At 67.7% G+C, this 21908-nt stretch carries 20 protein-coding genes, 1 tRNA gene and 1 pseudogene; 8 read left to right on the forward strand and 14 right to left on the reverse strand.

All coding sequences use genetic code 11. The features are described 5' to 3' along the window. Both ACVWZ7_RS00005 and ACVWZ7_RS00010 read right to left on the reverse strand, forming a co-directional pair. A pseudogene (locus ACVWZ7_RS00005) lies at window positions 1-780 on the reverse strand (cysteine--1-D-myo-inosityl 2-amino-2-deoxy-alpha-D-glucopyranoside ligase); the annotation flags it as partial. Window positions 781-795: 15 nt separating this feature from the next. Further along, complete coding sequence (locus tag ACVWZ7_RS00010) at window positions 796-1629, reverse strand: undecaprenyl-diphosphate phosphatase (RefSeq protein ID WP_456506510.1); 834 nt, start codon at window positions 1627-1629, stop codon at window positions 796-798. 52 nt (window positions 1630-1681) lie between these two features. Between ACVWZ7_RS00010 and ACVWZ7_RS00015 the strand changes: the two genes are divergently transcribed. Then, on the forward strand, window positions 1682-2617 hold the full coding sequence (locus ACVWZ7_RS00015) for an aldo/keto reductase (protein WP_344367690.1): 936 nt from the start codon (window positions 1682-1684) through the stop codon (window positions 2615-2617). A gap of 67 nt (window positions 2618-2684) precedes the next feature. Here ACVWZ7_RS00015 and ACVWZ7_RS00020 read toward each other — a convergent pair whose 3' ends face one another. Continuing rightward, entirely contained in the window at window positions 2685-2960 is a 276-nt protein-coding gene (locus ACVWZ7_RS00020; protein ID WP_091254200.1) for a hypothetical protein, read from the reverse strand. Window positions 2961-2999: 39 nt separating this feature from the next. Here ACVWZ7_RS00020 and ACVWZ7_RS00025 point away from each other — a divergent pair, with 39 nt between their 5' ends. After that, window positions 3000-3233 (forward strand): DUF5703 family protein, encoded by a 234-nt coding sequence (locus ACVWZ7_RS00025; RefSeq protein WP_018772920.1) that lies wholly within the window; start codon window positions 3000-3002, stop codon window positions 3231-3233. 31 nt (window positions 3234-3264) lie between these two features. On the opposite strand, the gene ACVWZ7_RS00030 is transcribed toward ACVWZ7_RS00025, so the two are convergent. Next, window positions 3265-4428, reverse strand: a complete 1164-nt coding sequence (locus ACVWZ7_RS00030) for an acyl-CoA dehydrogenase family protein (protein ID WP_456506511.1) — start codon at window positions 4426-4428, stop codon at window positions 3265-3267. A 14-nt stretch (window positions 4429-4442) separates the two neighbouring features. Then, a complete protein-coding gene (locus ACVWZ7_RS00035; protein WP_116765687.1) occupies window positions 4443-5759 on the reverse strand; it encodes a M20/M25/M40 family metallo-hydrolase in 1317 nt (438 codons plus the stop codon). A gap of 164 nt (window positions 5760-5923) precedes the next feature. Between ACVWZ7_RS00035 and ACVWZ7_RS00040 the strand changes: the two genes are divergently transcribed. After that, window positions 5924-6006 (forward strand) — tRNA-Leu (locus ACVWZ7_RS00040). Window positions 6007-6059: 53 nt separating this feature from the next. Here ACVWZ7_RS00040 and ACVWZ7_RS00045 read toward each other — a convergent pair. From ACVWZ7_RS00045 to ACVWZ7_RS00060, 4 genes are all read right to left on the reverse strand, one after another. After that, complete coding sequence (locus ACVWZ7_RS00045; RefSeq protein ID WP_456506512.1) at window positions 6060-6908, reverse strand: S1 family peptidase; 849 nt, start codon at window positions 6906-6908, stop codon at window positions 6060-6062. A gap of 261 nt (window positions 6909-7169) precedes the next feature. Next, window positions 7170-7907, reverse strand: a complete 738-nt coding sequence (locus ACVWZ7_RS00050) for a TM2 domain-containing protein (protein ID WP_456506513.1) — start codon at window positions 7905-7907, stop codon at window positions 7170-7172. Window positions 7908-7913: 6 nt separating this feature from the next. Next, a complete protein-coding gene (locus tag ACVWZ7_RS00055) occupies window positions 7914-9026 on the reverse strand; it encodes an AI-2E family transporter (protein WP_344367695.1) in 1113 nt (370 codons plus the stop codon). Between the two features lie 29 nt (window positions 9027-9055). Continuing rightward, the gene (locus tag ACVWZ7_RS00060; RefSeq protein WP_456506514.1) at window positions 9056-10573 is read right to left on the reverse strand and encodes a CYTH and CHAD domain-containing protein; all 1518 of its coding nucleotides are present in this window, start codon (window positions 10571-10573) and stop codon (window positions 9056-9058) included. A 240-nt stretch (window positions 10574-10813) separates the two neighbouring features. Here ACVWZ7_RS00060 and ACVWZ7_RS00065 point away from each other — a divergent pair, with 240 nt between their 5' ends. Then, window positions 10814-11083, forward strand: coding sequence for a hypothetical protein (locus ACVWZ7_RS00065; RefSeq protein WP_344367698.1), 270 nt, complete (start codon window positions 10814-10816; stop codon window positions 11081-11083). 137 nt (window positions 11084-11220) lie between these two features. On the opposite strand, the gene malQ is transcribed toward ACVWZ7_RS00065, so the two are convergent. Together malQ and ACVWZ7_RS00075 are read right to left on the reverse strand one after the other, a co-directional pair. Continuing rightward, window positions 11221-13434, reverse strand: a complete 2214-nt coding sequence (malQ, locus tag ACVWZ7_RS00070) for a 4-alpha-glucanotransferase (protein ID WP_456506515.1) — start codon at window positions 13432-13434, stop codon at window positions 11221-11223. A 9-nt stretch (window positions 13435-13443) separates the two neighbouring features. After that, a complete protein-coding gene (locus ACVWZ7_RS00075; protein WP_456506516.1) occupies window positions 13444-14001 on the reverse strand; it encodes a hemerythrin domain-containing protein in 558 nt (185 codons plus the stop codon). A 230-nt stretch (window positions 14002-14231) separates the two neighbouring features. Between ACVWZ7_RS00075 and ACVWZ7_RS00080 the strand changes: the two genes are divergently transcribed. From ACVWZ7_RS00080 to ACVWZ7_RS00090, 3 genes are all read left to right on the forward strand, one after another. Beyond that, window positions 14232-15020: a M50 family metallopeptidase gene (locus tag ACVWZ7_RS00080; protein WP_456506517.1), complete on the forward strand. Its 789-nt coding sequence runs from the start codon at window positions 14232-14234 to the stop codon at window positions 15018-15020. Window positions 15021-15029: 9 nt separating this feature from the next. Continuing rightward, window positions 15030-16097, forward strand: coding sequence for a glutathione S-transferase family protein (locus ACVWZ7_RS00085; protein ID WP_456506518.1), 1068 nt, complete (start codon window positions 15030-15032; stop codon window positions 16095-16097). Window positions 16098-16284: 187 nt separating this feature from the next. Then, window positions 16285-17298, forward strand: coding sequence for an FUSC family protein (locus ACVWZ7_RS00090; RefSeq protein WP_456509036.1), 1014 nt, complete (start codon window positions 16285-16287; stop codon window positions 17296-17298). A gap of 96 nt (window positions 17299-17394) precedes the next feature. Here the strand turns inward: ACVWZ7_RS00090 and ACVWZ7_RS00095 are convergent, their stop codons facing one another. The 3 genes from ACVWZ7_RS00095 to ACVWZ7_RS00105 are packed head-to-tail and all read right to left on the reverse strand — an operon-like array spanning window position 17395 to window position 21006. After that, entirely contained in the window at window positions 17395-18309 is a 915-nt protein-coding gene (locus ACVWZ7_RS00095) for a MaoC/PaaZ C-terminal domain-containing protein (RefSeq protein WP_456506519.1), read from the reverse strand. Next, window positions 18306-19646, reverse strand: a complete 1341-nt coding sequence (locus ACVWZ7_RS00100) for a 3-oxoacyl-ACP reductase (protein WP_344367706.1) — start codon at window positions 19644-19646, stop codon at window positions 18306-18308. The genes ACVWZ7_RS00095 and ACVWZ7_RS00100 overlap by 4 nt, the downstream gene beginning before the upstream one ends. A 10-nt stretch (window positions 19647-19656) precedes the next feature. Then, window positions 19657-21006 (reverse strand): acetyl-CoA C-acetyltransferase, encoded by a 1350-nt coding sequence (locus ACVWZ7_RS00105; protein WP_344367707.1) that lies wholly within the window; start codon window positions 21004-21006, stop codon window positions 19657-19659. A gap of 67 nt (window positions 21007-21073) precedes the next feature. Here ACVWZ7_RS00105 and ACVWZ7_RS00110 point away from each other — a divergent pair, with 67 nt between their 5' ends. Then, complete coding sequence (locus ACVWZ7_RS00110) at window positions 21074-21904, forward strand: TetR family transcriptional regulator (protein WP_456509037.1); 831 nt, start codon at window positions 21074-21076, stop codon at window positions 21902-21904. Window positions 21905-21908 lie beyond the last annotated feature (4 nt).

The following is a 21908-nucleotide window of genomic DNA, read 5'->3' on the forward strand; positions in this document are numbered from 1 at the left end:
TTGGACGGTGAAGGGCTTGGGCAGGTACTGCTGGGCGATCACGGTGCATTCGATGTGCCAGCCGGGCCGCCCCTCCCCCAGTTCACCGCCGGGCCAGCTGGGCTCACCCTCGCGGGCAACCCGCCACAGCAGCGGATCCAGTGCCTGGCGCTTCCCGGCCCGGCCCGGGTCTCCGCCGCGTTCGGCGAAAAGCTCCAGCATCTCAGCATCGGAAAGGCCGGACACGGACCCCAGGGTCCAGGCGTCGACGGCGTCGGTCGAATGTTTCCCGGCGGCCTCGACGTCGTAGTAAACGTCGCCGTCGGGCTCTCCGCCGGTGCCGGAAACCCGGTAGGCGAGGCCGTTGCGTAGGAGCCGCTCGATGGCGGGAACGATCAGGGGAACGGCCTCGACGGCGCCGACGTAGTGGTCTGGGGCCAGGACGTTCAGGGCCTCCATGTCAGTCTGGAAGAGCTCGATTTGGCTGGCCGCGAGGTCGCGCCAGTCGACGCCGGTGGCCGTCGCGCGCTCCAGCAGGGGGTCGTCGACGTCGGTCACGTTCTGAACGTACGCCACGTGTTGGCGGCCGTCCCGCCAGGCGCGGTTGAGGAGGTCGAAGGCGACATAGCTGGCCGCGTGGCCCATATGGGTGGCGTCGTAGGGGGTGATGCCGCAGACGTACATGGACTGCTCACCCGTGGCCTCCAGGGTGACGATGGCGCCTTTGGCGGTGTCGAAGAGGCGCAGGGCAGGCATGCTGCCCGGGAGCTGGGGAACAGGGCGGGAGATCCAGGATTTCACAGCCCAAGCCTAGTGCTAGGCGCTGATGACATTGAAACCGAGCAGCAGGTACAGGGAAAGACCCAGGAGGATCCGGTACCAGACGAACAAACGGTAGCCGCGGGTTGAGACGTACTTCAGGAACCAGCCGATGATGACATAGCCCACAGCGAAGGCGATGACGGTGGCCAGGGCCGTTTCCGGGAGTCCATACGGGCCGGTGATGCCTTCCTTGGAGACGACTTTGTACAGCTGGTAGAGGCCGCTGCCGAAGACAGCGGGGATGGCCAGCAGGAACGAGTACCGGGCCGCCGCTTCACGGGTATAGCCCATCAGGAGGCCGGCGCTGATCGTGCCGCCGGAGCGCGACACGCCCGGGAACAGGGCCAGGGCCTGGGCGAGGCCGTAATAGAGGCCGTGTTTGTAGGTCAGTTGCGTGAGCTCGCGGTCCTGCTTGCCGACCGTGTCGGCCACGGCCAGGACCATGCCGAACAAGATCAGCATGGTCGCGACGCCCCACAGGCTGCGGAGCACCGATTCGATCTGGTCCTGGAAGAGCAGGCCGAGGACGATGATCGGGATGCTGCCCAGGATCACGAGCCAGCCCATGCGCGCATCCGGGTCCTGCCGGGACACTTTGCCGGAGAGTGAACCGGCCCACGCGCGGATGATCCGCAGGATGTCGCGCCAGAAATAGACGATCACCGCCGTCTCGGTGCCCAGCTGCGTGATGGCCGTGAAGGCCGCGCCGGGGTCGGCCGCGTTCGGGAGGAAAGCACCGACAATCCGCAGATGGGCGCTTGAGGAGATCGGGAGGAACTCGGTCAGTCCCTGTACGAGGCCCAGCAGAGCCGCTTGTATCCAGTTCACGTCTATAGACCCTACGTTATGAAGCAGCCCGAATCCCCGTAAGCTTGCTGACATGCAGCAGCGTTATGTCGGCAACAGTGGGTTGCGCGTGTCCGCCCTTTCCCTTGGCACCATGTCCTGGGCCCGGGAAACCGAGGAACAGGATGCCGCCGCCCTGCTGCGGGCCTTCGTCGATGGCGGCGGGACGCTGATCGATACCGCTGCTTCCTACGCCGACGGGCAGGCCGAGGCCATGCTCGGCGGCATGCTGGGCGACGTCGTCGCCCGCTCCGAGGTGGTGATCTCCACGAAAGCCGGCCTGACCACGACGGACGGGCGCCGCAGCGTCGACACGTCCCGCAACGGGATGCTCTCGGGTCTTGACGCGAGCCTGGCGCGGCTGGGAACGGACTATGTGGACCTGTGGTTCGCGCATGCCTGGGACCCCAACGTGCCGCTCGAGGAAACCCTTTCCGCCCTCGACTTCGCGGTACGTTCCGGCAGGGCGCGCTACGTCGGCGTTTCCAACTTCAACGGCTGGCAGACGGCTAAGGCCGCCGCGATCGCGGGCTTTCCCCTGGTCGCCAACCAGTCCGAATATTCTCTCCTGCAGCGCACCGCGGAGATTGAGCTGATTCCGGCGATCGAGGACGCGGGGCTTGGCCTCATGGCCTGGGGTCCGCTGGGACGGGGTGTCCTGAGCGGAAAATACCGGGGTCACATCCCCGCGGACTCCCGGGCCGCCCAGCAGCGGCTCGCCACGTATGTGGAGCCCTATCTCGAGGCGCCGGCGTCCAGCGTGGTCGAGGCGGTCGCGATGGCGGCGAAGGGGCTTGGCCGGACGGCCTTGGACGTGTCGCTGAGCTGGCTCCTGTCCCAGCAGGGGGTGGCCACCGCCGTCGTCGGCGCACGGACCCCGGTGCAGCTCAAGGAGATCCTGGACGCGACACTCGCCCCGCTCCCCCCGGAGATCGCGCAGGCGCTCGAAGACGTCTCCGACCCCGTCTAAGGGCTGACGGGGTGCCCTCTGCTAGCCGTGGGCGCCGGCCCGGGCGGACCGACAACGTTCTACGCGTTTAGTTCTCTGAGTTCTGCAGGATTTCGAGGTCTTCTTCGTCGTCGACGTCCTCGTCGTCCTCGTCCTCTTCGTCGCCGTCGATCACTTCGAGGGGCGTCACTTCGCCGTACGCTTCGTACAGGGCGTCGTCGTAGACTTCAAAGGCATCAGCAACGGCGAAGAACGCCGCTTCGACCGCGGGATCCCCGTCACTCCTGCGGGCGGAGACGGCCGCCAGGTGTTCTTCCAGTGCAGAGGTCAGGGATTGAAGCGCGACACGCGGATCGATGCTCATGACTTCACGTTAGCCGGAAAAAGACGAAAATGGAGAGCAATGAAAGAACATTTTCTGAGCAGCTCGGTCCGGCGGGAACGGGACTATGTCAAGCAGTACGAGTACCTCGTCCTGACGGTCGGTCCTGAGGATTCTCTGCCCGAGGCCCGGCGCCGGCTCGTGGAGCATTCCGAGTACGGCAAATGGGAGCTGGAGCGCAGCCGCCTCTATGTCGGCGGCGGACGCCGCTTCTGGTTGCGCCGCAAGGTCATCCAGGTCCAGCGCACCGTCTAGGACGCCCCGGGCCGCTCCAGGCCGTGTCCAGTCAGGGCGTGTCCAGCGGACCCAGCCAGGCGTTCGCCACGGTGTTGTGCGCTGATTCATCGTCCGACGGGTGGAACATGCCCGCGAGCACGTCCCGGTACAGCCGCTCGAGCTCGGAGCCGCGGAAGTAGCTGGAGCCTCCGGACACCCGGATGGCGAGATCCACCACGGTCCGGGCGGTTTCCGTCGCCCGGACCTTGACGCCCACGAGCCGGGGGAACCACTGGTTGCCCAGGTCCGCGAGTTCGTCGACGTCGGCTGCCACGCGGGACAGTTGCGGGTAGAGCGCATCCATGGCCATCGCCGCTTCTGCCACCTTCCAGCGGATATCCGGATCCTGGGCGTAACTGCGGCCGCCGTTCTTGAAGGATGTCCGGCGCTTCACGGCCTCCACCCCGAGCGTGAGCGCCCGTTCCCCGATGCCCGTGTACACCGCTGCAAGCAGGGTCTCGAAGCAGGCAAAGATCGCGAAAATCAAGGGATCCGCGTTGGGACCCACCGGAAGCTTCCGGAAGATCCGCTCCGCCGGCACGACGGCACCGTCCAGGACCGTCGTATTGGACTGGCTGGCCCGCATGCCGAGGGTGTCCCAGTCGGGCAGGATCTTGTACCCGGGCGTGTCCCGCGTGATGAATCCGTGGACCAGTTCCCCGGCACCGTCCGCGGCGGAGGCGTCCTTCCCGAAGATCCCCAGCCGGGTCCACGCCGGGGACAGGCTCGTGAAGATCTTGCGGCCGGTGAAGCTGTAGCCGCCGTCGGGCAAGGGGGCGGCCTCGGTGCGGGAATCGAACAGCACGGAGTCGTTCCCGGCCTCCGAATTCCCGAACGCGAAGACCTCCCCCTGTGCAGCGTCCTTGAGGACGAAATCCAGTGAGGAGTCACCCCGGGCGGCCAGGACGTGCGCGACGCCGGTCCACACCAGGTGCATGTTGACCGCCAGCGCGGTGGCCGGCGCCGCCGTCGCGAGCCGGCGTTGCAGCTGCGCCGCGTCGGCCAGGCCGAGTCCCAGGCCGCCGTCGGCCGCCGGGACGAAGATCGTCAGGTACCCGGCCGCCTTCAGGTCCGCGAGGTCCTCATGGAAGAAGGCGTTGTCGCGGTCATAGCCGGCGGCGCGGCCGCGGATCCGGTCCAGCAGCGGCCCGGCAAGGATGTCCTCGGGCGTCATGGCGGCGCGTCCGCTCAGTAGTTGGTGAGCAGGGTGTTCAACACCCGCGCACCGAACTTCAGGGAATCAGCCGGGACGCGCTCGTCCACGCCGTGGAACATGCCGGTGAAGTCGAGCTCGTCCGGAAGCATCAGCGGGGCAAAACCGTAACCGGTGATGCCGAGCCGGCTCAGGGACTTGTTGTCCGTTCCGCCGGAGAGCGTGTAGGGCAGGACCTTGGCGCCGGGGTCCTCGGAATGCAGGGCGTCGATCATTGAATCGACGAGGTTCCCGGCGAACGGCACTTCCAGTGAGACGTCGTTGTGCACGTAGCTGATGTCCACGCCGGTCCCGGCGAGTTCGCGGACGATCTCCAGCACGTGCTCCTCCTGCCCGGGCAGGGTGCGGCAGTCGATGAGGGCCTCGGCGGATTCAGGGATGACGTTGTGCTTGTAGCCGCCCTTGAGCAGCGTGGGGTTGGTGGTGTTCTGCAGCGTGGCGCCGACGAACCGGGCCACGGTACCGAGTTCCTTGAGGATCTTGTCCGGATCGTCCGGATCGAATTCGACGCCCGTGAGTTCGGTCACACCGTCGAGGAACTGCCGCGTGGTGGGAGTGAGTTCGATCGGCCAGTTGTAGGCACCGATCCGGGAGACCGCGCCGGCGAGCCGCGTCACGGCGTTGTCCGTGTTGATCTGCGAGCCGTGGCCCGCGCGGCCGTGGGCGACGAGGCGGAGCCAGGAGAGGCCCTTCTCGGCCGTCTGGAGCAGATATGTGCGCTGCCCGCCGATGGTCGCGGAGAAGCCGCCGACCTCGGAGATCGCCTCCGTGGCGCCCTCAAAGAGTTCGGGGCGCTTGTCGACGGCGTAGCGGGCCCCGTAGGTGCCGCCGGCTTCCTCGTCGGCGAAAAACGCGAAGATGATGTCGCGCTTGGGCTTGCGGCCCGTACGGGCGAAGTTGCGCAGCACGGACAGGATCATGGCGTCCATGTCCTTCATGTCCACCGCGCCGCGTCCCCAGATCAGGCCGTCTTTGAGTTCGGCGCCGAAGGGGTCCACCGACCACTGCTCGCGGAGGGCCGGCACCACATCCAGGTGGCCGTGGACCACGAGGGCGCTGGCGGAGGGGTCCTCCCCCGCCAGCCGGGTCACCACGCTGGCACGCCCCGGGGCCGCCTCGAAGATTTCGGCGTCCAGCCCGACTTCGGCCATGAGCCCGGCGGTGTACTCGGCGGCCGCGCGTTCACCGGGGCCGGAGCCGTCGCCGTAGTTGGATGTATCGATCCGGATCAGCTCCTGGCAGATCCTGACGACCTCGTCCTCGGGCCTGATGTCGGTCCGGTTGTCAGTCATAGCGGCTCCTCGTGGCGGGTGGCTCAATTGCTTGCTTCAGCCTACCCACACCACCCCCGCTGACCCCGATTATTTGTTTCCGGAAAAGTCGTGCTAGAGTCTTTCTCGCTGCTTCCGAGAAAAGCAAAACGCTGAAAGGCGAAACGAACTCGGAATTACCACCTGCGCGGGTGGCGGAATGGCAGACGCGCTAGCTTGAGGTGCTAGTCCTCGAAAGGGGGTGGGGGTTCAAGTCCCCCTCCGCGCACAATGGGAAACACCCTGGAATCAAAGGATTCCAGGGTGTTTTTTTGTTGTAACTCAGACTCCGCTGTGGGTCGCCCGGATCCAGGATGACTCGTACGGGATGGACGTCGATAAGTCGAGGTACTTCGCCGCGGGCGGGTCTTCGTAGGCAGAGATGATCCCGACAAGCTTGAGAACGCCGTTTTCCGTCCGCAGCACCGGCCCCCCGCTGTCGCCGTGGTTGGCAGATTTGGCGCGCGAGAAGGTGCAGAAACTCCATTCCCCGGTGATAGACGAACATGACCCCGAGGCGACTACTCTCGTGGACATCGCCGCGAGGCTGGCAGGCAGGCCGAGAGGGCAGCTTTGATGGCTGAGGAACGGGTCTCCGAGGCAGCCGTAGCCGGCTAGCACGACGCTGGTGTTCGCCGGAGGATTCACTGTGGCCAGCGGAATTGGCACTTCAGCCACGGGATGCGCCAGATGGAGTACGCCGATGTCGTCCCTGAGCAACGACTCGTTGAAGCCCGGGTGGACAATCAGCCCTCCCTGCGAGACCGGGACCGGCACGGTGAATTGCCCGGGGTGAGATCCATAGTGGAACGTGACGTCCGCTGTTCGTGGCGTTCCGCCGTTGTAGTGAAGGCAGTGAGCGGCAGTGACGACCGCATAGGAGCTGATCAAGGCCCCGCTGCAGGTAGCGACGGCACCATCGGGATAGACAAGCTGGATTCTCACGGCCCACGGGTATTTGTTGGGGCTGAGGATGGTTCCGTTATAGATTGCCTGGGCTGGTGGCGCGACCCCAAGGAGGCCGGCGAGGACCAGGACCACGGCCACCAGAGCGGCTCTCCATCGAGGACGCGGACTGTCCGTCGATGGTGCACTGGCCGGAACGTGGTGCTGGAAGCCGATGTCTGGCATGGGGGTTCTCCGTCAAGCAGGTACGGACAATAGTCGGTCGTGACCGGCCTGCCCGGTTTGCGATATGGATGTGTACTGCCCCAGCCACAGGCCATCACTGTGCGCCCGTTGCTTACCCGGAGTCAAGGCAAAAAAGAAAGCCGGCCGGGATCGCCTTCCGATGCCCTTCCCGCCGGTTTGTCTTTGTTCCACCCGGACGGAGTACTCCGTGAAAGTGAACACTTTCCGGGCGACCAGGACCGTGTGTTACTCCGTCCTGCCCTACCCGGGTAGACGGTATTCCTGGGCCGTGAGGTGCCAGATGGTGCCGGTGGTGCTGACTATCAGTGTGTACGTTCCCGGGGCCAGGGTGAGGCCGATCGCCCCGGCGCCGGCCTTGACCAGGGACAGCACGGTGAGCGCCGGCCCTTTCACGGGTTGGAGGTAGGCGACGGCGGGCCCGGTGAAGGCGTACTCGATGTGGAGCTTGCCGGTAACGGTCACGACCGGCCCCGGGGGTTTCGTGCCCGAGGCCTCCGCGACGGTGACCCACTCCTTCGCCGGTGGCGGCGGGGCCGGGTGCAGCAGGGCGTTTACGGCGGTGACAGTGGCGGTGACAGTCCCGGTGACGGGGGCCGCGGTGACACAGAACAGCGCACCCGTGAAGGCGCCGACCAGGACAATTGAGGCCGTGCGCAGGCCGCGTCGCAGGGAGTCGGTCCCGACTAAGGGCATTGATGCACCGTCGGCAGCGTATTCTTCGGTGATCCGGAACAGGTCAATGAGCCACCAGATGCCGGCGCCGCCGAGCGTCAACAGCTTCAGGGCGCCGGTGACGGGGCGGTGAAGGTAGAACCGGTCCGCGCCCGTGAAGCCCAAGAACAATGCCAGCAGCCACGCAGTGCGCAGGGAGCGCCGCGGCGGCATGTCACCTTCGAAGAAAAGCCCGTACTGCTTGGCCGGGGGCACATTCCGATTCTGGACCAGCCACGCCGGGATGTCCACGACAGGGCCTTTCATGCCCTCTCACTCAAGGGGCTCTCCGTCCGGCAGCTCGGGCACCGGCATCTCCGGTCCGGGCAGCTGATCTTTTTCGGTCCACGTCTTGAGGACGGTCCAGGCGACGGCGGTGATCGGAACGGCCAGCAGCGCGCCGACGATTCCGGCGAGGATAGTGCCGGCGGCCAGGACGAGCAGGATGGCGAGCCCGTGGATGCTGAGCACCTTGCCCATCAGGACCGGCTGCAGGAAGTGGTGTTCGAGCTGGTTCACCGCGATGACGATGGCGAGGACGATCAGCGCCTGGATGGGACCGTTGGAGACCAGCGCGACGGCGATCGCCAGGGTGCCTGCGACTGTGGCACCGACGATGGGGATGAATCCGCCCATGAAGATGAACACACCCAGCGGGAGGGCCAGCGGAACTCCCATAACGGCGAGGGCGATCCCGACGGTGAGGCCGTCGATTGCGGCGACGATGGCAGTGCCGCGGACGTACCCGCCCAGGACGGCGGTGCTGCGGTCCGCGGCCAGGCGTGCCCTGGCGCGGTGGTCCGCGGGAAGGAAGCCGATGAGAAAGGTCCGGATCTCAAGGCCGTCCTTGAGGAAAAAGAACAAGGTCACGACCATCAGTAACGCGCCGGTGAAGATTTCCCCCACGGTCCGTGCCCCGGTGAGGGCTTCTGCGCCGAAGGTGCTGGAAGTGAGGAACACCCGGGCAGAGTCGATGGCTGCGGTGATCTGTCGGTCGGTGACGGGGACCGGCCCGTTATTCAGGAAGGCATGCAGTTGGTCAATCCCCGCAGCGGCGCGGGCTGAGAGCTCTGCCCACTGGTTGTTCACCAGGAAGACGATGCCCGTGATGATGCCTCCGACGACTGCGAGGATGGCCACGAAGGAGGCGACGACGGCGAGGGCGCGCGGCCAGGCATGCCCGGTGAGCCAGCGGACGAGCGGGGAAATCGCTGCAGCCAGGATGACGGCGATCAGGACCGGGATGATGACAAGCGGGATGCGCGTGGCGGCCCAAATGATCGCGTAGGCAAGGGCAGCCACCGCCAGGGCCTGGACGGCGCGGATGCTCGCGCGGCCGAGTCCGTCTGACCAGATGGCCGGCAAGCCGGTGCGGGGTTCGGTCATAGGGCTCTCTCTGCGGTTGCGAACGGCGTCTAGTTCCAGTGGAGAGGCTCCGGCCTGGACTTCCGCCACGCGCGGTAGAAGCTGGCACGGGCCTCCTCGCCGCGCTGCTGCTCCAGCGCGTGCAGGCGCCCATAGCTGAATCCGTTGCCCCCGCCCGCCGCGGTCTGGGCCGCCAGCATTCGAAGGGTTTCCCGGGTTACGACGCTGTCCTGGAGGTCCCCGAGGATCTCCTGGATCCCCTCCGCGGTTTGAGCAAGGGACGTTGCCTGCTTGCTGAAAATCGGGGCTGCCGCTTCGGCGGCATAGCGCAAGCGCTTGGCGCATTTCCGGACTTCATGCAGCGCGGCATCCTCCGGCGCCGTTCCCGTCGCGCTGATCGCGGCGCGAACGGCTTTCTTCAACCGTTTGCGTTCAGCCAAGACAAGAAGGCCAATTGTCCGCCGTGCATCCCCGCTTGCAGCGTCCGTGAGGGGCGGTCCGGCAATCAGGGCATCGAGGGAATCGAGGAGGCGGAAGTAGCGGTCGCTGTCCAGCGCCGCTAACCCTGCAGCATGGGCCTGGTGATAGGTGGCGCCAAGGTTCTCCTCGATCTGCTGCGCAACCGGACCCATCAACAGCTCAGCGGGCTCGGCACTCATCAGGTCCTTGAGCCTGGCCCGCATGACTTCGGTGTCCCGCGCCTCTCCAACAGCGCCGGCCAGCCACTGGAGCTCTGCCCTTAGGAACCGGGGCGTCGTGGCGTCCATGAGCTTCCGGAACGACGCCAGCGCCGACCGCAACCGGCGCGCGGCCACCCGCAGCTGATGCACGGCATCCGGCTCGTCAGTGCGGACACCCGGATCGTGCTCCTTGAGGGCCTGAACCTGTTGGGCCAGGTACAACAGCAGGACGTCCGACGCCGGCCCGTGCCGGCGCGGGTCGGGCACCGCTGCGGGACTCACAGGTACGTTAGAACCGAGCGCCCTGGCCAGCTTGGACGGCAGGGCGGCCACGGGGACTCCGTCCGCGGCGAGCACATCATCCGCGTCGGCCAGCAGCTGTCTGGTGCCGTCGACGAGTTCAATTTCCCATTCCCGCCAACGCGACCGTTCCGCGGGGGTCAGGAAGGTTTGCGCTTCCACCCGGTCGTCGCTGAACGAGGCCAGGACCGTGCCTTGGGCGGAATACAGGGGAATCGAGTTCCGCCGGGTCTTGAGCCGTGCGACCGGCACCAGCCCGTGACTCCGGGCATGAACCTGCACCAACTGACGCAGACGCTCCGGGACCGGACCCTGATCGCTTCCAAGCGGCTCCGTGATTTCACGGCGTCCCTCCGCGGCGAGCGGGAGCTTCAGGTGCCACCCCGCATCCTGGCCGCCGGTGCGTCGCCGCAGGGTGATTCGCTGAGCGGCCAGTGCCAGTTCTTCGGTGTCGAAATAGACAGCGTCCAGCTCCTCGATGGCGGCCTCGCCCACGCGGCCTACTCCCGGAAGAGCGGCCAGCTGCGGAAGGGCAGCAGATTCCGCCGGGCTGTACTTGTGTTCCACCTCGGTTACGTCGGCGGCCATGATTCATTGTAGGAACGAACACGTGCGTCCGGCCTGTGCCCAAAGGCCCTTATCGCAGGAGCGCGACCGGGAAACCCGGTAAACGAGTCGGGCGGCCATCCTGTGGAGCACGGCCATTCCGAAGGCACGCAGATCCCGGCGGCATGCGGCAAGAAGATAGTCTTGCCCGGCTATGGAGCGGCGAGTAGCCTTCGGCGCAGTGGGCCTGCGGACCGCTGGCCCCCTAAGAGAGGATGCGCCATGCCAACCATAATCGGCCACCACGACATCAAAGACAAGGATCACTGGCTTGCCTCACCCAAGCGCGAAGAGGTGTTCGGCCCTCTTGGCGTCACCAACATCCGGACGTTCGTCGACCCGCAGAACCCCAAGCACGTTGCGGTAATGATGGACGTTCCTGACTTGGACGCATTCAAGGCTGCGATGCAAAGCGAAGCAATGGGCGAGGCGATGGCCTACGACGGCGTACTGCCCGAGACCCTGGTCATCCTCGTCGAGGACAAGGCTTAGCTTCACCGGAGACAGCCGGGTGCACTCGGACGTGGCGAAGCTCCGACCAAATAGCGGTTGACCGGAGCTTCGGGACCATTATGGGCACCCGTTCCTGTGTGTAGGCCGGGAAATACCTGACCTACTGGTTCAGCAGATCACTCATCAGTGGCGCAATGGAGTGCATTCCGGACCGTACCCAGGAGGGACAGGAAGCGCTCATTGGCCGGCAGGTCATCGATCAGGACGACGCCCTCGGGCCCGGCCAGCGGGATGCGCCAGTTCGGATACTCGGTGCTGGTGCCCGGCTGGTTCTGGGTCCGCGACTCCCCCACGGCGTCCACGAGCGCCACGCCCAGCAGCGCGGACGGTGCCAGCGCCGTGTAGGCATAGAGCGCCTCGACCGTCGTCCGGACATCCGGGCCGTCCGTGCCGCCGCCTTCCGCCAGCAATCCGCGGGCCCGGACCTGCGCCAGGACCGCCTCCTGTTCTGCCGCTGCCTCGGCGCGTTCCTCATCCACGGGGCGCCCCAAAAGCCCCAGCGATTCCCGCAAGGTGACGTGCTCACCGGCGAGGTAGCCCGCCGTCGGGGGAAGATCGTGCGTGTTCACGCTCGTCAGGCATTGCTGGCGGTAGTGTTCCGGCGGGATGGGGCCGTTCGCGTCATGTTCGAACCAGAGGATCGAGGTGCCGAGGATCCCCCGTTCGGCCAGATAGTCGCGGACCCAGGGTTCGAACACGCCCAGGTCCTCACCGATCACGATCGCCCCGGCGCGTTGAGCCTCCAGCGCGAGGATGCCGATGAGGGCTTCGTGGTCGTAATAGACGTAGGTGCCGTTGCCCGGGCCGGCGCCCTCGGGGATCCACCAGAGCCGGAACAGGCCCAGGATGTGGTCCACGCGGATGCCCCCGGCGTGCCGCAACACAGTCCGGAGCATGTCGCGGTAGGCGGCGTACCCGGATTCGGCGAGCCTGCCCGGATGCCACGGCGGCTGGGACCAGTTCTGGCCCTGCTGGTTGAACATGTCCGGCGGTGCGCCCACGCTCACGCCCCGAGCCAGGACACCGGCCAGGGTCCAGGCGTCGGCGCCGCCAGGTTTCACGCCGACCGCGAGGTCATGGACTATGCCGATCTCCATGCCTGCCTGATGCGCCGAGCGCTGTGCCGCCTCGAGCTGCTGGTCGCAGAGCCACTGGAGCCAGCGGTGGAAATCCATCCGGGCGGCGAGCGTTGAACGCTGCTCGGCACAGTACGGTGAATCCGGGTGTGCCGCCGGCCCGGCCCACTCCGGCGCCGACGGCGGCAGTTGTTCGGCTAGCGCACACCACAGCGCAAAGTCCTCGAGTCCCTGTCCTTGCTCGGCGCAGAAGTCGGCGAACTGCCGGTTGCGGGCTGGTCCCCGGCGGACCGCATAAACGAGTTCCAGGGCGGCCAGCTTCGCCGCGTAGGCGGCGTTGCGGTCCAGGAGGTCCCGGGACTGGTTGGCTGCCTGCAGGCTCGCGGCCAGGCGCGCCACCTCGGCCCGGCCGGGTGCGTCCAGATAACCGTATTCCGGGATTTCCTCGACCCGCAGGTAGAGGGGATTGAAAAAGCGCCGTGTGGTGGGCAGGTACGGGGAGTCTTCCACAGGCGGTACCGGTTCGGCGGCGTGCAGCGGATTGACCAGGACAAAGCCGGCCCCCTGCTCACCTGCGACGACGGCGAGGTCGGTGAGGTCTGCAAAGTCGCCAATCCCCCACGACCGCGCGGACCGCACGGAGTAGAGCTGGGCCGTCAACCCCCAGGAGCGACGTCCGGCGAGCCGGGCCGAGGTCCGGAGCCGGCCGGGCGTCACGATCAGCGGACACTGGGCCAGCGTGCCGTCGGCGTCCGCCCTCAGGGTATGCCAGCCGAGGCCAATGTGGCCGGGGATGGCAAAGGTCGCACGGCCGGTGAGGACGCCGTCGACGTCGACCGGCTGTTCCCAGTTCTCCTGCTGGGCGGCCTCGTGCCTGCTGCCGTCCTCGGCGTCGATCCAGACGCGGACGCGGCTTCCGTGCGGCACGTGGACATCGACGTGGACATCGCGTACCTCCCCCGGCACCCCCTCCCTGAGTACTACGACCGGCGGGAGGATACGCCGCCACGGCGCGAGCCGGGACTCCGCCAGCGAGCGTTGCTGCTCCGCAATCCCGTTGGCCGGGACTCCCAAGGCTCCCAGGACGTCCCGGAGCGTGTCCGCGGCCACGGAACGCTCTATGCCGTCCCAGCCCCAGTACGTCGTGCCGACGCCATGGGCCGCGGCAAGTTCGCGCAGGAGCGCGTCTGTGGTGTCGGTGTGCCCGGGAAGCACGGAGTAGTCGGGATTCTCGTGGTGCGTACGGTCCGCCATGCGCCCACTCTAGACGCTGCCCCCGCGGCCCGCGCCCCCTCCATGGATGTGGGATTCACCTACTAGTTCTTCGAGCCCCTCGACGGCGGCCGCCAGCGACAGGTCCGGGTGCTCCACAAGGAACGGCAGCAGGAGACGGTTCTCCTTCTCCAGGTGCACGGCGAAGAGGCCCCTCAGGGTGCCGGCCGCGACGGCGGCGTCCACGCCACCGGCTCCGCGCAATTGGTCGATCGCTCCAGCTATCGCCTGATGCTCGGCCAGCAGGGCCGCGACGAGCAGCCGGGCCTCCGGCGTACCTTCCGCTCCCCCGTACAGCGGGCCCTCCTCGGCGACCGCATGCGGGAGGAGGTCGGTTTCGCACCACTCCACGAGGACCTCGTGGGCATCGTGCTCGGCGACGGTCTTGCCCGCCGTAACGGCGTGGATGAGAGCGTCGGTCAGGGCGACGAGGCGCTTGAGCATCGCCGTGTGATGGCTTTCGACCGCCTCGAGGGCACGGACTTCATCGGCCGCGTCCCCGGGCAGCGTGTTCCGCGGCGTTGCGGCCGCGGCGTCCGGATTGTCCATAGTTACTCCTGGCTGGGCAGGATTGATGGTCGGATTCCACCTTACGGACACGGATCTACGTGCGGACGGGTCTTTCGGCCCGTTCGTCCGCTCCGCCGCGTGTGTAATGCACGGCCGCACCCGGCCTTGACCCGGATCCGTTTCGACGCCGTCGCAGCGTCCGCGCTAGCCTTGCACCCTATGGTTGACGACGAACGCTACCGGATCCTTCAGCACGCCTCGGGCAGGCCATGACCCGGTTTCTCGTGGCCGGGGAACCGAACCTGGCCCAGACATGGTGGGAGCGGATCGTGGCCGGATTCGCCCACGCCCCCAGCCCGCACGTGACCAGCACCGAGCTCGCCGTGGTGATCCTGCTGGCCGTGGCCGTGTCCCTGCCCCGCCTCACCTGGCGCTACTTTGGACTGCTCGCCACGGTGACCCACGAACTCGGCCATGCCTTTGCCGCCCTCACCACCGGACAGCGGCTCGGCGGTATCCGTCTGGGCCTGGATCACTCCGGCACCACCACGACGTTCAGCAGGAGCCGTGCCTCCGCAGCCTGGTCCACCTTTTGGGGCTACCCCGTGCCCGCGGTCGTTGGCGCCGTGATGGTCTGGTGCGGTTTCAACGGCTGGGGACCTGCGGCGATGTCCGTGGGAACCGTGATCCTCCTGGCGTCCTTCCTGTTCCTCCGCAACGGCACGGGCCTGCTCATCACCGCCGCCGCCGTGCTGGCCGCGGCGCTCCTGGTGCTGTTTGTGCCGCCGGTGTTCAACGGGCACGTCATGATCGTGCTGGGCCTGGCGCTCCTGGTCGCCGCCGTCAGGGACCTTCTTAAACTGGCAAACGTCCATCTCCGGCACCGTGACAGGCTCACGACGTCGGACGCCTATCTGCTGGCCCGGGCCACCTCGGTCCCTGCCGCGGTGTGGATTACCCTCTTCGCGGCCGTGGTGGCCGTCGCCTGGTGGTTTGCGTGGCAGCCGATGGCGCCGGTGTTCACGGCCGTGTTCGGACACGTCATTTCCCCGCCGTAGGCTGGGACCATGAGCCAGACTACCCACACCGACGACCCCGGATTCAGCACCAAAGGCGCGTACGTGACCGGCGGCGCGGAATTCACCCGCGACACCAACTACATCGAGGACCGGATCACCCGGGACGGAGCCCCCGGCCGCAGCGGCGAACCCGGCTGGCCCGTCGAGCCTGGGCGTTACCGGCTCATCGCAGCACGTGCCTGCCCGTGGGCCAACCGCACGGTGATCGTGCGCCGGCTCCTGGGCCTGGAGGACGTCATCTCGCTCGGCCAGCCCGGCCCCACCCACGATGCCCGGTCCTGGACCTTTGACCTCGACCCGGACGGCAAGGATCCGGTCCTCGGGATCGAACGCATCCAGGACGCCTACTTCCGCCGCTTCCCCGGCTACCCCCGCGGGATCACGGTCCCGGCGATCGTGGACGTCCCCACCGGGCAGGTCGTGACCAACAACTTCCCCCAGATCACCCTCGACTTCTCCACGGAATGGGCGCAGTACCACCGCCCCGGCGCGCCGGACCTATACCCGGAACATCTGCGGGAAGAAATAGACGCCGTCAACAAGCGCGTCTTCACGGAAGTGAACAACGGCGTCTACCGGTGCGGCTTTGCCGGTTCCCAGGAAGCCTACGACGCCGCCTACGACCGGCTATGGACGGCCCTCGACTGGCTCGAGGAGCGCCTTGGCAGGCAACGGTACCTCGTGGGCGACACCATCACCGAGGCAGACGTCCGGCTCTTCACGACCCTGGCGCGCTTCGACGCCGTGTACCACGGGCACTTCAAGTGCAACCGGCAGAAGCTCAGCGAGATGCCGGTGCTGTGGGCCTACGCCCGTGATCTCTTCCAGACCCCCGGGTTCGGGGACACCACCGACTTCGTGCAGATCAAACAGCACTACTACATCGTCCACGAGGACATCAACCCCACCGGCGTTGTCCCGCGCGGACCGGAGCTGGGCAACTGGCTCTCCGCCCACGGCCGCGAAGCACTGGGCGGCCGGCCGTTCGGCGACGGCACGCCGCCCGGACCGGTGCGCCCCGGCGAAGAGGTCACCCCGGGACACGGCGCAGCCTGACCGGAAAACACTGTCCTGCCGGGGTTCGTCCATTTGTCGCAGCAACATCTCCAGCCTAGGGTGAGCCGGGATGACTACGACAGACGAGGCAACGCACACCGGAGGCCCCTCCGTGTTCCGGCGGCTCTGGCGGATCGTGGCCGGCAACGTGTCCTCGGCGCTGCTGTGGCCACGGCTGCAGCTGGCCATGAAGGCAGGACTGGCCGCGGGCGTGGCCTTCGCCATCGCCCCGCTGATGCCCGGCTCCGCGGCCGACTACCCCTATTACGCTCCGCTGGGCGCCCTGGTGGCGATGTACGAGAACGTCGCCGGCTCCATGAAGCAGGGAGTGCAGACGCTCGCGGGGCTGGCGCTAGGGATTGGACTGGCCTTTGTGCTTTTCATCCTCGGCAGCCCCTCACCGCTGACAGTCGGGATCGTGATGGCCTTTGGTGTTGTCCTGGCCGGACTTCCGAAGATCGGCGCAGGCCGGGACTGGATCCCGACGGCGGCGCTTCTTGTCCTGCTCGTGGGCGGCCACAACCCGGACACGTTCTCCTTCGGGTACCTCTTCCAGATGGGCGTCGGAGTCACGGTGGGCATCATTGTGAACCTGCTGGTCTTCCCGCCCCTGCACTTCCGGGCCGCCGAGCTCAGCATCGCGGAACTTCGCCTGGCACTCGCCCAGCAGCTACGGGACATGGCCACGGCGCTCAAGGAGAGCTGGCCGCCGGAACACGAGGACTGGTCCAAGCGGTCCGACTCGCTCGAAGCCTCCGCGCGCTCCGTACGGCTGGCCGTGGAGAAGGCGGACGCCAGCCGGCGGGCGAATCCCCGGCGCCGGCTCCACCCTCGGGACATCGAATTGGATTACCGCAACCTGCGGGATCTTGAGCGGGTGACCTTCCACGTCCAGGACGTGACGCAGGTGCTGTCCGATGTCATCTGGGCCAAGGACACACCCTTTGTGGTGCCGGATGAATATACCGAGCCGCTTGCCGACGCCATGTCCGCCGTGGCTGACATCCTGCGCTCGATCGAGGAGGAGAGCCCGGAAGAGCAGTTGGAGCGGATTGAAGCGGCCGACTCTGCCGTCAAGGCGCTGACGGGACGGATCGGCACCGAGGAAACGGCCACCGACGCCCCCAGCGCAGTCGAGTCGATCCTGATGAGCCTGCACCGGATGCTGCGGGTCGTGAAGTCCTCCGCGGCCAGCGACTGACACACGGATACTCCGGCCAAACGCCCGGACCACGACGGCGGCGTCCGTCCCCGTGCAGGGGGGCGGACGCCGCCGTCGTTCCTGGCCGGCTACCGGCTAGGACAGCGCCGCGACGGAGCCGCTGAAGTGCCGCCGCCCGGACAACGGGTTCCACGCCACGTAGTCGGAGCGCTGCCATGCCCCGCCGCCGGCCTGAACGGTGCTGATGTCCAGTGCCACGCGGGCCGGCAGGAAGACCGGCGCCTCGAAGGCCACCTCCCAGCTGAACGAGTCCCCCTTGACGGCACCGACGTCCGCCAGCGCGCGCGACGCGAGGTACATGCCATGGGCGAGGGACCGGCGCAGCCCCATGGCCTTGGCCGTCAGGACGCTTAGGTGAATGGGATTGAAGTCGCCGGACACGGCCGCGTAGGCGCGCCCGGTGTCGACGCCCAACTGCCAGATCGCCGTGGGATCCGGTGCCGAGAACGGCGGTGGCGTTACCGGCACCGACGGCTTGTCGATCCCGGGCAGGAACACGCCCTTGGCCAGGTAGGTCGAGACCCCGCGCCAGCGGACTTCTTCTTGCCCGGCGGCCCGGACCTCCGCCACGACATCAAGCTGGGTGCCGGCCCTGTGTCCACGCAGGTTGTCCACCCGGGCACGGATGTCCAGAGCCTCGGTGAACAGCACCGGCGCGGACTGCACCACCATGTTGCTCAGGTGGATCATGCCCAGCAGCGGCAACGGAAAGTCGTCCCGGTTCATCACGCTCATGGCCAGCGGAAACGCCAGCGCGTGGATGAACCCGGCGGGCAGGACATCGCTCGCGGTCTCACCGATCAGGTGCTGGTAGGCGGTCAGGTTGGTGACGTCGGCCCGCACGCCGCGGACTTCGTGGGTGTAAGGCGGCAGTTCGGTGCCGCCGTGGGTGCCCAGGACCCGCCGCCGCGCCGCGGTGGCCGCCGCGTTGACGTAGAGCTTGGACAGGGCCGGCATCTCCCCAAGGATGACGGTCTGGGAACTGCTCATGCGCCGACCAAATTCTGCCCGCAGACGCGGAGCACCTCTCCGGAAATCCCGCCGGCGGCGTCGCTGGCAAGGAACGCGATGGCCTCGGCGACGTCCCCCGGCCGACCGCCCTGCTGCAGGGAATTGAGCCGGCGCGCGATTTCGCGGGTGGCGAAGGGGATCCGCGCGGTCATCTCCGTTTCGATGAAGCCGGGAGCGACGGCGTTGATGGACCCGCCGCGCTCGCCGATGAGCGGCACGGTGGCGCGGACCATGCCGATCACGCCGCCCTTGGACGCGGCATAGTTGGTCTGGCCGCGGTTTCCGGCGATCCCGCTTGTGGAGGCCACGGAGACGATCCGCGGCGAGTCGCGGAAGTGCTCCGAGGCCAGGAGGGCGTCATTGATCCGCAACTGCGCGGCGATGTTGACCGCGATGACGGAGTTCCAGCGGCCCGCATCCATATTGGCCAGGAGCTTGTCACGGGTGATTCCGGCGTTGTGGATCACGATGTCCAGCCGGCCGTGGCGTGCCACGGCGTGGTCAATGATCCGCTGGCCGGCGTCGCTGCGGCTGATATCCAGCTGCAGGGCCGTGCCGTGGACCTCGTTGGCCACGGCCGCGAGATGGTCGCCCGCAGCCGGGATGTCGACGAGGATGAGCGTGGCGCCGTCGCGGTACAGGGTGCGGGCGATCGCTGCCCCGATGCCCCGGGCGGCGCCCGTCACCACTGCCACCTTGCCGGCCAGCGGCTTCTCGACGTCATCGGGCAGCTGCCCCGCACCGGAGGTGACGGTCAGGAACTGCCCGTCCACGAACGCCGAGCGGCCGGACAGGAAGAACCGCAACGCCCCCAGCGTCCCGGGGCTGGTGGTGTCGGCGCCGGCGGCGAGCAGGATGCCGTTCCCTGTGGCGCCCGCGCGCAGTTCCTTCGCCAGCGACCGCAAGAGACCGTCCACGCCGTGCCGGGCCGCCGCCGTCGCCGGCTCCACCGCGGAGTCCGCCGTACGGGACACTGTGATGACACGGGCATTCGGGGCCAGGTCGCGCAGCGAGGTGGCCGCCGTGAGGACCGGGTGCTCCAGGTCCTCGGGACGGGCCAACTCGTCCAGCACCAGGATGATGGCTCCGAGCTTCTCCTTCGGGATCGCGTGGCGCCGGACGTCGAGGTTCCAAGCCAGGAGGGCCGCGGCCAGGCTGTCGGCGCCGCTGGTGGAGCCCTGAACCAGGACCGGCCCCTCGATCAGGGGGGCACCGGGCCGGTACCGCCGGAGGGCCACCGGCTGCGGGAGCCCGAGCCGCTTGGCAATGTCCCGGCCGGGTCCGTGGCTGACGAACCGGGTGTATGTGTCGGTCATCGGGTTCCCCTTAGAGTGCTTCGAGAATTGCGACGACGCCCTGGCCGCCGGCGGCGCAGATGGACACAAGCCCGCGCGCCGGGCGGCCGTCGGCCTGGCCCTTGGCATGCAGCATCTTGGCCAGCGACGCCACGATCCGGCCGCCCGTGGCGGCGAACGGGTGCCCGGCAGCCAGCGAAGAGCCGTTGACGTTCAGTTTGGACCGGTCAATGCTGCCGAAGGCGCCGTCCAGGCCCAGGCGGGTGCGGCCGAATTCCTCGTCCTCCCACGCGGCAAGGGTGCTCAGCACCGTCCCGGCGAAGGCCTCGTGGATCTCGAAGAAGTCGAAGTCCTCAAGGGTGAGGTTGTGGCGTGCGAGCAGCCGCGGCACCGCGAAGGCCGGTGCCATGAGCAGCCCGTCCTTGCCATGGACAAAGTCCACGGCGGCCGCTTCGCCGTCAACCACGGCGGCGAGCTTGGGGAGGTCGTGGGCATCGGCCCATTCCTCGGAGGCGAGCAGCACGGTGGAGGCGCCGTCCGTCAGCGGGGTGGAATTGCCGGCCGTCATCGTCGCCTCGGCGCCAAGGTTCTTGCCGAAGACCGGCTTGAGCGTCGCCAGTTTCTCCAGGCTCGTGTCGGCCCGCAGATTGGAGTCGCGGCTCAGGCCCCGGTAGGGCGTCAAGAGGTCGTCGAAGAAGCCGGCGTCGTAGGCCGCGGCAAGATTCTTGTGGCTGTTGAAGGCGAGCTCGTCCTGGGCCTCCCGGGTGATCTTCCACTGCGCGGTGGTCAGCGCCTGGTGCTCGCCCATTGACAGCCCGGTGCGCGGCTCCCCCGTGTTCGGGGCATCGGGGGCCAGGTCCTTGGGCCGGAGCCGGCTGAGAACCTGCAGCTTCCGGGATACCGTCTTCGCCCGATTCAGGTCCAGGAGCACCTCGCGGAGCCCTTCGCTGACGGCGATGGGGGCATCCGAGGCCGAGTCGACGCCGCCGGCGATCGCCGACTCGATCTGGCCCAGCTTGATCTTGTTGGCCAGGCCGAGGACTGTCTCCAGGCCGGTGGCGCATGCCTGCTGGAGGTCATACGCGGGGGTCTCGGCGGAGAGGGCCGAGCCGAGGACTGCTTCCCGGGTGAGGTTGAAGTCGCGGGAGTGCTTAAGGACGGCTCCGGCGGCGACTTCCCCGATCCGCTCATCCTGGAGGCCAAAGCGGGCGATGAGTCCGTCCAGGGCGGCGGTGAGCATGTCCTGGTTGGAGGACTTGGTGTAGGCGCCGCCGGTCCGGGCAAACGGTATGCGGTTGCCGCCCACAACCACGGCTTTGCGGAGCTGCGTGGCGGCGGTCGGTTCCTGCGGGCCGGGTACTGACTGTCCGTTGACGGACATGGGCTGTCTCCTTCGATCAAAGCGGTTACCGATACCCAGCGTACCTGATACGCTGGGTATCGTGAACATCCCCCACGCTAGTCCGCCGGACGCCACCACGGCCAGCGGCAAGGCCGCCGCCAGGGGCGCCGGCCCCCGGTCCAGCACCCCGCCAAACACCCCGTCAAGCGGCGCGTCGGGCGCCCCCTCCGGCACCCCCGGTGGGCCGTCCGGCGTCGACGGCCGTTCCTCGCGGTGGCAGTCCCACCGCGAGGAACGGCGGCGGGAGCTCATCAAGTCAGCCCGGAAGGCGGTGCACGCCCTGGGCAGCGACGCTTCCATGGAAGACATCGCCGTAGCCGCGGGAACGTCAAAGTCCGTGTTCTACCGCTATTTTGGTGACAAAGCCGGTCTCCAGCAGGCCGTGGGCGAGGTGGTGCTGGGCCAGATGCAGCGCCGGATCCAGGAGGCCGCCCAGAGCGCCCAGACACCGCGCGAGGGCCTGTTCGCCATGGTCTCGGCCTACCTGCAGATGGCCGAGACCAGCCCGAACGTCTATACGTTCGTGACGCGCCACGGCCACGGCGACGCAGACACGGCGGGTCCGTCCGTCTCCACCGCCGGGGCGCTGAGCCACTTCTTCGCCGCCATCAGCGACATGATCGCCCGGCCCATGCGCAGCCACCTGGGCGGCGGCCAGGACAAGGAAGCCGTGATCGGCTACTGGCCCAACGCCGCGATCGGGCTGGTGCGGAACGCCGGAGAGCAGTGGCTCGCCAGCCCGCCGGGACCCGCCAAGCCGGACCAGGAGGCCATGGCACGGCAGATTACGGACTGGCTCTGCTTCGGGATCGCTCCCGAACTGCAGACGCCGCCCCCGGCGGGGGCGGACCCTGTGCCGGACCGCGGCACCTCCTAGCACC

The organism is Arthrobacter sp. TE12232, from assembly GCF_054062615.1.